The 10,812-nt window shown below is 51.0% G+C and carries 19 protein-coding genes and 1 tRNA gene; 11 read left to right on the forward strand and 9 right to left on the reverse strand.

The window, feature by feature from the left end; translation table 11 throughout:
• The 6 genes from B2067_RS08415 to B2067_RS08440 form a co-directional block, all read right to left on the reverse strand.
• The coding region (locus B2067_RS08415) for a flagellar hook-basal body complex protein (protein WP_301388109.1) at positions 1 to 772 on the reverse strand (772 nt) is incomplete at its 3' end.
• A 21-nt stretch (positions 773 to 793) separates the two neighbouring features.
• Positions 794 to 1,582, reverse strand: coding sequence for a flagellar hook assembly protein FlgD (locus B2067_RS08420; RefSeq protein WP_301388111.1), 789 nt, complete (start codon positions 1,580 to 1,582; stop codon positions 794 to 796).
• Positions 1,583 to 1,593: 11 nt separating this feature from the next.
• Positions 1,594 to 2,043, reverse strand: coding sequence for a flagellar basal body rod protein FlgC (gene flgC / locus B2067_RS08425; protein ID WP_068441483.1), 450 nt, complete (start codon positions 2,041 to 2,043; stop codon positions 1,594 to 1,596).
• A gap of 2 nt (positions 2,044 to 2,045) precedes the next feature.
• On the reverse strand, positions 2,046 to 2,447 hold the full coding sequence (gene flgB, locus B2067_RS08430; protein ID WP_301388113.1) for a flagellar basal body rod protein FlgB: 402 nt from the start codon (positions 2,445 to 2,447) through the stop codon (positions 2,046 to 2,048).
• A gap of 172 nt (positions 2,448 to 2,619) precedes the next feature.
• Positions 2,620 to 3,453, reverse strand: coding sequence for a CheR family methyltransferase (locus B2067_RS08435; RefSeq protein ID WP_297533734.1), 834 nt, complete (start codon positions 3,451 to 3,453; stop codon positions 2,620 to 2,622).
• A gap of 5 nt (positions 3,454 to 3,458) precedes the next feature.
• Positions 3,459 to 4,382, reverse strand: a complete 924-nt coding sequence (locus B2067_RS08440) for a chemotaxis protein CheV (RefSeq protein WP_301388114.1) — start codon at positions 4,380 to 4,382, stop codon at positions 3,459 to 3,461.
• Positions 4,383 to 4,458: 76 nt separating this feature from the next.
• Here B2067_RS08440 and flgA point away from each other — a divergent pair, with 76 nt between their 5' ends.
• From flgA to B2067_RS08475, 7 genes are all read left to right on the forward strand, one after another.
• Positions 4,459 to 5,181, forward strand: coding sequence for a flagellar basal body P-ring formation chaperone FlgA (gene flgA / locus B2067_RS08445; RefSeq protein WP_301388115.1), 723 nt, complete (start codon positions 4,459 to 4,461; stop codon positions 5,179 to 5,181).
• Positions 5,182 to 5,258: 77 nt separating this feature from the next.
• Positions 5,259 to 5,588: a flagellar biosynthesis anti-sigma factor FlgM gene (flgM, locus tag B2067_RS08450; RefSeq protein ID WP_245820069.1), complete on the forward strand. Its 330-nt coding sequence runs from the start codon at positions 5,259 to 5,261 to the stop codon at positions 5,586 to 5,588.
• An 11-nt stretch (positions 5,589 to 5,599) separates the two neighbouring features.
• On the forward strand, positions 5,600 to 6,070 hold the full coding sequence (gene flgN / locus B2067_RS08455) for a flagellar export chaperone FlgN (protein WP_068441472.1): 471 nt from the start codon (positions 5,600 to 5,602) through the stop codon (positions 6,068 to 6,070).
• A gap of 13 nt (positions 6,071 to 6,083) precedes the next feature.
• Complete coding sequence (locus B2067_RS08460) at positions 6,084 to 6,836, forward strand: flagellar brake protein (protein ID WP_068441470.1); 753 nt, start codon at positions 6,084 to 6,086, stop codon at positions 6,834 to 6,836.
• Positions 6,837 to 6,896: 60 nt separating this feature from the next.
• Positions 6,897 to 6,972 (forward strand) — tRNA-Arg (locus B2067_RS08465).
• Between the two features lie 247 nt (positions 6,973 to 7,219).
• Entirely contained in the window at positions 7,220 to 7,408 is a 189-nt protein-coding gene (locus B2067_RS08470; protein ID WP_068441009.1) for a helix-turn-helix transcriptional regulator, read from the forward strand.
• Entirely contained in the window at positions 7,405 to 7,692 is a 288-nt protein-coding gene (locus B2067_RS08475) for a winged helix domain-containing protein (protein WP_068441005.1), read from the forward strand. The genes B2067_RS08470 and B2067_RS08475 overlap by 4 nt, the downstream gene beginning before the upstream one ends.
• A 58-nt stretch (positions 7,693 to 7,750) precedes the next feature.
• Here B2067_RS08475 and B2067_RS08480 read toward each other — a convergent pair whose 3' ends face one another.
• Together B2067_RS08480 and B2067_RS08485 are read right to left on the reverse strand one after the other, a co-directional pair.
• Entirely contained in the window at positions 7,751 to 8,185 is a 435-nt protein-coding gene (locus tag B2067_RS08480) for a hypothetical protein (protein WP_068441003.1), read from the reverse strand.
• 1 nt (position 8,186) lies between these two features.
• A complete protein-coding gene (locus tag B2067_RS08485; RefSeq protein WP_068441466.1) occupies positions 8,187 to 8,780 on the reverse strand; it encodes a DUF6036 family nucleotidyltransferase in 594 nt (197 codons plus the stop codon).
• A gap of 114 nt (positions 8,781 to 8,894) precedes the next feature.
• Here B2067_RS08485 and B2067_RS08490 point away from each other — a divergent pair, with 114 nt between their 5' ends.
• Genes B2067_RS08490 through B2067_RS08505 form a run of 4 tightly spaced genes read left to right on the forward strand, consistent with a single transcriptional unit; the run spans position 8,895 to position 9,905 of the window.
• Complete coding sequence (locus tag B2067_RS08490) at positions 8,895 to 9,077, forward strand: hypothetical protein (protein ID WP_301388116.1); 183 nt, start codon at positions 8,895 to 8,897, stop codon at positions 9,075 to 9,077.
• Entirely contained in the window at positions 9,067 to 9,198 is a 132-nt protein-coding gene (locus tag B2067_RS08495) for a helix-turn-helix transcriptional regulator (RefSeq protein WP_301388117.1), read from the forward strand. Before B2067_RS08490 ends, B2067_RS08495 begins: the two co-directional genes overlap by 11 nt.
• Positions 9,195 to 9,482, forward strand: a complete 288-nt coding sequence (locus B2067_RS08500) for a helix-turn-helix domain-containing protein (RefSeq protein WP_301388118.1) — start codon at positions 9,195 to 9,197, stop codon at positions 9,480 to 9,482. Before B2067_RS08495 ends, B2067_RS08500 begins: the two co-directional genes overlap by 4 nt.
• 3 nt (positions 9,483 to 9,485) lie before the next feature.
• Positions 9,486 to 9,905 carry a hypothetical protein gene (locus tag B2067_RS08505; RefSeq protein WP_301388119.1) on the forward strand — a complete coding sequence of 140 codons (420 nt, stop codon included), beginning with the start codon at positions 9,486 to 9,488 and terminating at the stop codon, positions 9,903 to 9,905.
• Between the two features lie 143 nt (positions 9,906 to 10,048).
• On the opposite strand, the gene B2067_RS08510 is transcribed toward B2067_RS08505, so the two are convergent.
• Complete coding sequence (locus B2067_RS08510; RefSeq protein WP_301388120.1) at positions 10,049 to 10,705, reverse strand: hypothetical protein; 657 nt, start codon at positions 10,703 to 10,705, stop codon at positions 10,049 to 10,051.
• Between the last annotated feature and the right edge of the window lie 107 nt (positions 10,706 to 10,812).

Raw genomic sequence — 10,812 nt, forward strand, 5'->3', positions numbered from 1 at the left:
CTTCCTGAACGGTGGCACCTGCGGCAACACCGGCCAAGGTAATGGTCTGACTGCCATTACCGTCACCGATATCAAAGTCCATCGACTCAGTACCGTAGCCCGCCGCCGCGACTGCCGCGACTGTATTCGGGAACAATACCTGTGCAGGAATGCCTGCATCCGTTGGCTGACCCGCTGAATCCAGTACGGTTTTGGTGGATTCAAGAATGCCCGCGTCTGCCGCACCAACAGACAAACCGTTGGTGGTTATTTGCAGACCCTGCTCCTGCAGAACCTGCTCACCGGCATCCAGGTTTACGATGGCGGTGGCAAGAGTCGTCAGGCGTGGCGGCTGGTTAGCAATCTGAATATTGATGTCGCCCAGCACACCGCTGACCACACCGTTTTCGTTGGCTTCATAACCCTGCAGACGTGAGCCGTTGTTTGCCACGACAAATCCGTTTTTGTCGAGCGAGAATATCCCTGATCGGGTGTAAGACACACTGCCACGGTCATCCAGTACGAAGAAACCGTTTCCGTCGATAGCAAGGTCGAGGGCATTTTCAGTTCCACTGATGTTACCCTGCGAAAATTCCTGACGGACGTTATCAACCAGTACACCACTACCGACCGGCTTCAGACCGGTACCAAGCAAGGTGCTGGTGTAGACATCGGCAAATTCTGCACGGGATTCTTTAAAGCCAACGGTACTGGCATTTGCCACGTTATTACCTGTGACTTCCAGATCCGTAGAGGCTGCACGGATACCACTTAAACCAATATTAAAAGCCATATTTGTACTCCTCTCGCCGGATCAGGCGTCAAGAATCTGTTTAATCTGATCAAGGTTGGCGCGTTCGCCACCGGTTAAGTTCAGGGTCACTTCGCCACCTGCACTCATGGTGACGCTGTCGACACGTGAACTCATCTGCATATCCAGTTGTTCACTCTCACCGGCAATCGTGCCGCTGAGTTTGAAAACGTATTGACCTGGTGGGTAGACGTTTTCAATAGGATCTCCGTTATCGTCCAGTACGATCTCGCCATTTTCATCGCGGAGGTACTGGTCAAGATTCATCTTGCTGCGGTCGAGGTTGACGATGTCACCATCGACCATCAGGTTGTAGCCATCCCAGCGCACAGACATGGCGCCCGCGTCATGTGAACCGAGTGAAATCTGCTCCAGAGTCTGACCATTTTTGTTTTCGATGGTCAGCATCATGTCGCCTGTCGCCGCAGGTACCTCAGTGAAGCCGCTGACCACACCGCCGTTCGTGAGCAGGCCTGTGGTATTACCATCAACAATCACACTCTGACCGACGAGACTTGACGCCTGTAAAGCGGCATTGGAGGTAAACTGTGCCGCCATGCTCTCTGCCGTATCGTTGAGGTTGTCGATCCCTTCAACCGATGAGAACTGAGCCAGCTGAGCAACGAACGCCTGGTTATCTGTCGGCTCCAGTGGGTTCTGATTATTCAGCTGCGCGACCATGAGTTCGAGGAAGGCATTACGACCCAGTTCGTTTTCTTTGGCTTCGGTCTGCGTCGGCGTACGGTACTGATCCAGTACGGCGGCGTTGTTGTTTACTTCGTTAATCGCCATTTATCGCCCCCTTACTGGCCAAGTGTGAGTGTGCGTTGCAGCATCTGCTTCGCGGTTTTAAGAACTTCAACGTTCATTTGATAGCTGCGCGATGAAGACATCATGTCGGTCATTTCTTCAACGATGTTCACGTTCGGGTAGTACACGTAGCCGTCGTCGTTCGCCATTGGATGATCTGGCTGGAAACGTGCCTGCAGCGGTGAATCTTTTTCGACGATGCCGTCGATTTTTACGCCAGCACCCATGGCCGCATCGGTATCCATAAAACCGTTCACATCCCGGCTTTTTGAATTCACTTCGCTTTCGAGCACGGAAAACCAGGGCTTGCGTGCGCGGTAGGTTTCATCCACAGAGCTTGAAGCGCTGTCGGCGTTGGCAATGTTACTGGCGGTGGTATTCAGTCGGACTGACTGGGCAGTCATACCGCTTCCGGCAATGTTAAGTACGCTGGTCAGTGACATAATTATTCTCCCCGGATCGCGTTACGCATGCCTTTGAACTTACCGCTCAAAAATTCGAAGCTGGCGTTGTAGTCCATGCTGTTACGGGCAAACAGAGCTTGTTCGGTCTGGGCGTCGACCGTGTTACCGTCGATGGATGGCTGCAGAGGATTGCGATACTTCAGTTCGTCATCGGCAAAGCCGCTGGTGCCACTCAGGTGAGCAGAATGCGTCGCTGCCATACCGAATGAGGTGTTGCTGTGAGTTTCTGCTTCGAGAATGGCTTTGAAATCAAAATCACGGGCCTTGAATTCTGGGGTGTCTGCATTGGCAAGGTTGTTTGCCAGTACTTCGGCGCGTTGCGCACGAAGCTGCATTGCGTTGTCGTGGATTCCGAGTGCGTTGGTAAAGTTGATTGCGCCCATTCTGTACCTGCCTGTTTGCCATATGTGTTCGTCTGCAGAGATACAGCAAGAGCTGGGCCAATTTATTTTTTACTTATTTTTCAATGGGTTATCAAAAAAGCGGGCATTTAAAGGAGAATTTCACAGAGGGGAACGGCAAGCCCTTACCTACCAGCGGCAAAGGCTAAAACGATTACTTTTTCCGGTAGAGGATACCGGGGTTACAACTGACCATTTCATAGTGATCCGGCATCCCACTCAAGGCTTCTGAAGCACCGAGGATCAGGTAGCCACCCGGCTTCAGAGCACCGTGCATTTTCAATAGGATGTCGCGCTTACGTTCGGCGCTGAAATAAATCAGTACATTGCGGCAGAAGATAATATCGAAGGTGCCGAGACGCGAGTAGCTGTCGTTCAAGTTAAAGTTTCTGAACTCCACGCCCTGGCGCAGTTCTTTGCCGACGTGCCAGGCATCGTCTCCGGTTTTTTCAAAGTACTTCGCCAGCTGGTCTTCTGGCATGCCACGCCGTATCGCCATCCATGGGTACGTCCCTTCTTTGGCGGCGCTCAAAGCACTTTCTGATAAATCGGTAGCCAACACTGACACAGCAGGCAGACGTTTCGAGCTCGTTCGCCGGAATTCCAGTTCAGTCAGTTTGATGGAGTAAGGTTCCTGCCCTGTTGAGCAGGCCGAAGACCAGATACGTATGGGCGACGACTGCTCAGCGAGTGCCGGAAAAACGCGATTACGAAGAATTTCAAAAGGATGACTGTCACGCAGCCAGAGTGTTTCGTTGGTCGTCATGGCATCAATGACGTTATTTTTGAACTGACGGTCACGCTCCATGCAGTACATCAGCTCGGTCAGACTGGGTAAATTACGGTCGGCCATGAGCTTTCGCAAACGGCTGGCGACCAGGTATTCTTTGCCATCCCCCAGCAGAATGCCGGAGAGTCCCTCAAGGTAGTCGCGGAACTGGTTATACTCCGCAGCAGTTACCACGACTTCCTTCTTGTTATGCGTCATCAATTTCAACCGTGGTTAATTCGGCTCACAATATTGTCGGCCAGTACGTCGGGGTCAAACTTTGCAATAAAGTCATTAGCACCCACTTTTTCAACCATTGCCTGGTTAAATACACCGCTCAGTGATGAGTGCAGTACTACATAAAATCCCTTCATCGCATCGTTACTACGAATGTGAGTGGTCAGCGTGTAGCCATCCATCTCTGGCATCTCAATATCGGATACCAACATCATGTAACGGTCCTGCGGTCGCTCACCCTCGTCTACGATTCCTTTCAGGTGCTCCCAGGCTTGTCTGCCATCTTCGAGAGCGACAACCTCTACGCCAACGTTCTCCAGACAGCGGGTAATCTGCTTACGCGCAATCTTAGAATCATCCACGATCAGAACTTTCTTTTTACCGGCCTCAGTACGGACGTCGTCACTGACGATGCCTTCACTGATGTCCTCTTTCACCGGCGATACTTCAGCAAGAATCTTCTCTACGTCGATGATCTCGACGATGTGATTCTCAACTTCAGTGACTGCTGTGAGGTAATGCTCGCGGCCCGTGCCCTTGGGCGGTGGATGAATATGTTCCCAGTTCATGTTGATGATTTTGTCGACCGAAGCCACCAGGAAGCCCTGAGTCGCGCCGTTGTACTCAGTAATAATCACGAACGCACCATTCACTTCCTCCAGCGGAGGACCACCCGTTGCCAGGCTCATATCGAGAATCGGTGTGGTTCCTGAGCGGATGTGAACAACCCCACGGACAACACGATTGCTGCCAGGCAGGGACGTCAGTCGCGGACACTGTATGATCTCTTTTACTTTGAATACGTTAATGCCGTACAACTGTTTACCGCGGACGCGGAAAAGCAGCAGCTCCAGACGGTTTTCACCGACCAGCTTGGTACGTTGGTTTACGGACTCAAGAACACCAGCCATGTGTGCCTCTCTTTCAGATCAATTCCGGCACGACCTTTGCTCAACCTGAGGTATGAGTAATAAAAGTGCCGGAATCATGACATCATTTTCGTTAGCTTCATTGAGCATAGTAGAGAACCGGAGAAGCGCAGGCGTTTTATTTGGTTTTTTCATCTGGTCTTTGTCGACCGCTGCTCAGGCCGGAAGCTCTCTGGATGATGTCACCGCTGAACTGAAGAATCGCTGGATTGCGCTGGGGGGAGACGCCAGTGTATCTGAGTTTGAGTACCCTTCTGTATCACCGGGATATGAATTGCCAGGCTGCAACGCGTCGCTTGAGGTGAATGTTGTCCGTCACCTGCAACCAGGCCGCAACGGCGTTGAGGTCAGCTGTGCAGCACCTTTCTGGCGCCAGTCGTTCGCAGTTGAACTTAAGGTTTTTGCAAATGTCGTCACAGCTGATACCGACATACGCCGGGATACTGTTATCAATGCCGGTCAACTCAGAATCAGTCGCCTGGACACTTCTGATCTGCACAAAGGATATTTCAGTAATATAGACGCCGTCAGCGGAATGCTGAGCAAGCGAACACTCAGGCAAGGAACACCTGTCACACCTGACATGGTCGACTTACCCGACCTTGTTCAACGCGGGCAACTGCTCAAAATCAGGCTCGTCAGACCTGGGATTCAGGTCGAGATTAAGGGGGAAGCCCTGTCTCGTGGTCACCTGGGTGAACAGATACGAGTCAGGAATACACAGTCAGGAACCACCCTGTTTGCGGAAGTCATCGGCGATGGCTTAGTACAGGTCCAGTGAGTTTTCAAAAAAACTGACACTTTTTCCTAAAGTAATGAAATCTGCTGCCGTTAACTACAATGAAGAGGTACATCTGAATGAAGCTCGGAGAAATGATGATGAACATCAGTAAATTCACTAACGGCAACAGTGTCGACACGAATCGTAGTCGTACTGAACCCGTTAAGGCCCCAGAAACGAATGCTGAAGGCAAAGCCAGGGAATCCGCGCCGCTGACCGACCAGGTCAAGCTTAGTGCGAGCAGCAAAAGCATTCAGCAGATAGAAGCTGAGATTAAAGAGATGAAGGACGTCGACGACGCAACCGTTGAGCGCATACGTAGCGCCATTGATAACGGTGAATACAAAATCGATTACGACAGACTGGCAGGGAAAATGCTTGATTTTGAGGACCGATTCAACTTCTGAGGTCCTCAGGTATGCTTTTAGATACCTCTCCCCTTGCCCGGCTGATGTCATCCGAGCTAGACGCCAGCCGGCAGCTCTTCACCCTGCTAGAGCAGGAACTGGAGGCCGTAAGCCACCACCGTACGTCTGAACTGGACACTCTGAACCCTGCCAAAGAGAAACAGGTAACCCTCCTGAAACAGCAGGCGAGTACCCGCTTACAGTGGATGAAAGACCACCAGCTACCTCTGAGTGCAGAGTGCCTGCAACACGAGGCTGTCCAGAATAACTCCGAAATTCACCCATTGTGGCAGCAGCTTGCCGCTCAGTATGAAGCCAACCGGCAAATCTCAGAGCGCCTGAGCGAAATGGTTCTGGCATTGCGATTCCGCGCCGAACAGAAGCTTCGTATCTTGCATGCCCGACAGAATGATCCACACTTATATAATGAATATGGAAAAACTTCCGGAGCGAATCCGGGACTTAATAGTATCGAAGCGTAGTGGATCGTCAGACATGCCAGAGGCAAGTATCAATCAGGAATTTCTGCTGAACTCCCCAGAAGACGTATACGGCGCTCTGCGCAAGGTTGTGCTTCTGGAAACCCCTGTGACCCTGCGTATAGATGGCGACGACACCGAATACAAATCGGCAATTACGGAAACCAGCTTCAAGTCCCGCAGCTTCTTTATGGACCGGGTTATCCCGATGCAGGGCAACGATCTGATCAGGAGCGGTAAGCGATTTTCAGTGGAGTGCGACACTCAGGGTGTGCGCATTGAATTCCGAATGACGGGTCGCCTGCGCTATCAGCCGGATCAGGAGCAGTATCGCGCCGAATTTCCCGAAGAAGTTCTCTATCTGCAGCGCCGCACCGCCTACCGTGTCATGGTGCCACCTGCACACCAGATATTAGTAACACTGCGCTTCGAAGATGATGATGAAGACAGCGATGGGCTAACAGGGCGCCTGGTAGATCTGTCTTCGAGTGGTTTTAAGGCCAAATTCAAGGGCGACATCACTGAAACACTGCACAACCACAAGGACATCCCTATGGCTCGGGTTCGCTTTAATCGCGACAACTCGATGGATTGCAGCCTGGAAGCCCGCCATATTCAGCTGAGTGACAACGGCAATACACAATGTGGCTTCTCCTTCACCACGATCTCACCTCAAGGCCAACGCTTCATTGACCGACTGATCACGGAGTTTCAGTGGGAAGAACGTCGCCTGAAGGAACAACAGAAAAACGAATTAGACAACATCTGAGTGCGCAGCCCCTGCCGGGGCTGACAATCACGACACCAACCGTTAGAATCCTCAGCCTTCCTCCCTATAGCTCAACAGGATAGAGCTTCCGCCTCCTAAGCGGACGATTGGGGTTCGAGTCCCTATGGGGAGGCCATTCCTTCTTTCAAAGTCTTCCAATACCAACAAATTCCTCGCCACAAGCCTCGTAAATACTGGGTTTTCGTTCCAACAACATCCAAAGACATCCATTTATATCGCAGATAGTTCTGGGGTAACTTTAGGGGTAACTGAGTTCGGGTGGGTAAAAGTTACCCCAGGAGATAGGAATGCCTCTGTCAGCGGTAGCGGTATAGAACGCACAACCCAAGGCCAAGAACACCCAACCTCAACAATCACGTCTACTGCGCTGGAAAGACGTTCAACCACGCGTAGGTATCTGCCGCTCTCAGGCACACGCCATGATCAACGAGGGCACCTTCCCTGCTCCGGTTAAGCTCGGTGCCCGTGCTTCAGCCTGGGTCGAATCTGAAATCAACGACTGGATCGAAAGCAGGATTAGCGCCTCTCGCAACGAAGGAGGTGCAGCATGAAGAAATTCAAGAAGAAGGAATACATCATCTGCCATCTGCTGACAGTCGGACATATCTCCAGCTTTGAGGCTATCAGCAAATACAGACACGCACGCCTCTCTACCGTCATCCATGAGCTGCGCACTGCTGGCGCAGCTATTCGAACGGTCGATGAGCCTCACGTCGGCGGCACCCATGCGCGCTACCACGTCATCGACAAGCAAACAGTCCTCAACACTCTTACGCCTGAGATGTTGACAAATGTTGACCTCCTGATGAACGCAGTAAACGACCCGGAGTACTGAGTTATGGGTCAGCGAGCAGACAAAGCAGGGAAGCTTAGCTCTGGAGAGGACTCGCGAGCTATCCAGCCTGGCGATTAACTCGCCGCTGCAAATCCAGCAAACCCTTTACTTTTTTGGGGTGGAATCCTGCACTAAAGCCCCATTTGCGCGACAGAGCGTCGCGGTTAGTTAGCGGTGGAGTTTCGGCTTGGTAAAACGGTTCAGCCTGCCAAGGCATAGCCATAAGCTGTGATTGCAGACTCGATAAGCACTGACGCAGGCGCTTGCTACGCTCTGCTGGCATGGCTGCATTCATAGCAAAGAAATCGAACAGATAGGCTGCTTTGCGACATTCGTCCAGATCGAAGCCATCCAGAGCAAAGCCGTCCAGATCAGGTTCCCACCCTTTGTTCCAGGCAGCATCGGCAAGTAGGCACAAACCGTCAGCAGCACTCTCTAATGAGGCGCTGCGTACAACCTGCAGTAATACTTGCCGATACTCTTGATCTGTCATTTCAACTCTCCAGCTCCTGCAGCTGGTTTACCATAAACTCAATATTACCCTTGAGTCTTCGCTCATTGCCAACGGCGCCAATCAGGGCTTCTTCTGCGTGCTTACGCAGCTCTTCTGCAGTGAACTTACCCGCCTGATGAAGCGATATTATGTCAGCCTGGTCGTCAACTGCCAATCGATCCAACTTACTTACAGCCAGGTCAAGTGCTGTTACTACATACGCAACCAGAGGGTCAGAATCAGAGCCAAAAAGCGGTATGGCATCATCCTGATAGTACTCAGGTAGTAAACCAGAAATGGTCGGAGAGAAGGTATCATCCACAATTAGGGCCTTCTCAAGCCCATCATCGTCTGTATAAATAATGGTGATATCATCCAGCTCGAGCGCCTGTGCAGCCTGTATCTCAACATCAATATCGCTTGAACCACGAGCATTTGTATGGATATGCAGAGCAGCACCACCAAAGATGTAAGCCCTATATGTTCCTGGCTCAGCATCTGCCACTTGCTCAGATATTGCAGCGTTCACCTCCAACATGGCGTCTATAATGGCGCGCCCCATTGGAGTATTGGTGAACAGTTTTTCCTTACTCATAGCACGGCTCTTTCCGACGTTATGTAGACCACTATAACAACCTTAAAAGCAGCCCCCCAACCTGTTATATCCCGAATCTATCCGATATATTTATCAAAAATAGCAGGGATGAGTATGGCGATCCAACAAGGCATCTGGCGCATTAACGCCGGCAACAGTACCACCAGTACACCACTGCGGCTCCAAACTGCCCGCCTGGACGATGAAAACCAGCTGGAAGAGTTGATTGTGCAGGATGTGTCGATCATCAACTCCGACTGGCTGCTGATCGGCCGGCAAGTGCGCAATGATCCATGAGGGCACCTTTCCTGCTCCGGTAAAACTCGGGGCTCGCGCTTCTGCCTGGATCGAATCAGAAATCAACGAATGGATCGAAAGCCGCATCGCCGCTTCTCGTAACGATGGAGGTGCAGCATGAGTAAATTTCGTAAAAAGGAATACATCATTGCTCACTTGCTGGTAGTCGGACACATCTCCAGTTTTGAAGCCATCAGCAAATATCGGCACACGCGGCTATCCACCGTTATTCATGAGCTTCGTCATGCTGGTGCAGCCATTCGTACCGTTGATGAACCTCACGTAGGTGGCAGTCATGCTCGATATCACGTGATTGACCCATCGACTGTTCGCAATGCTCTGTCGCCGAAGATGTTGATAAATGTTGACACGTTGATGAGCGCTGCAAACGACCCGGATTACTGAGCCATGGGCCAACGGGCAGATAAAGCAGGGAAGCTGACAGGACGAAGCAGATCAGGACAGAGCTTTGCAGGCATCCCACGTATTGTGATGGAAAGCCCCGATTTCCGGGCGCTTTCCCCCAATGCCCGCAATCTGCTCCTGATCATGGCGTATTACTTCAGGGGCCGAAACAACGGCGACATATCCATTGCTTTCAAAACGATGAAAGAACACTGGGGCTTCAGATCACCTGAAACACTCAATAAAGCGAAACAGGAGCTACTTCGATGCAACATGATTATCGAAACCCGAACAGGCCGCTTTCAGAATCCTGGCAGCACCTGCAGCCTCTACGCACTAACCTGGCTGCCTATCGACGAGTGTGGAGGCAAACTGGATGTCGAACCAACCACGACACCTGTTCGTAAGTTCAGCCTCGAATAACAGACCTGCTGGTAACCTAATAAGGCGTTCAGTTTCTGAACACGGTAAAACGCGCTGTCAGTTCAGAAACTGAATCGAAAACATCAGCTTTTGACGTATTATCTAACAGCAACCGGCCCTGTATTACCAAAAACTGAATCGACTCAGTTCAGATTCTGAACAGGGGGAGACGCGGGCGAAGCCAAAGTGCTCGAACGTTCACTCACGCAACTTTCGAACATCCCATACAGGAGTGACTTATCACGATGCATGACACCCAAGATGGTATAGCCACTATCGCATTCCGAAAGATTCTTTAGGAAATATTGGCGCAGTCGTAGCCCCAGCTCGGGCTCCGATAAACCCTTTTCCCTAATTGCACGAATCAATACTTCAAACCTTAGTAACTCCTCGCTCCCCAGGGAGCTGTAGAAGACGTCCGAGGTCCGTAGATTGCAACTGGTATATTCCTCGCTATCGACCAGCTGATCTGCGCTAGGCGTCTCTTCCTTTACAGGTTTCAGCCAAACATACACTGCGCGTGTGAATGCAACGAGCATCATCAGTAAGACGACGGGCGTAACTTGATTCAGGATATGGGCAGTAGAGCCGGAAAGTGAACGAGAAATCTGAAACAACAAAAATAGACCAAAGATGATCCAATACCAAAGCCAGAACTGGCTGATTGGGTCTGTTGGTACTTCATCGGGTTCTCTGGATGGCACACTCACAATATTTTGCCTGTGCATCTGCTCCAATCTTACCCACGATAGAATTAGAAAAGTACCGATAATTATTACGAAGATGGCAACAATCCACATAATGCAACTCCATTGCTTAGGTAACCGCTCCCCAAGTTAGCAAACACTCCTCCCTAACAGCAACTAACCCTCAATTACCAAAAACTGAATCGACTCAGTTCAGATTC

The organism is Thalassolituus sp. UBA2590 (assembly GCF_002339775.1).
Taxonomy (GTDB): Bacteria; Pseudomonadota; Gammaproteobacteria; order Pseudomonadales; family Oceanobacteraceae; genus Thalassolituus.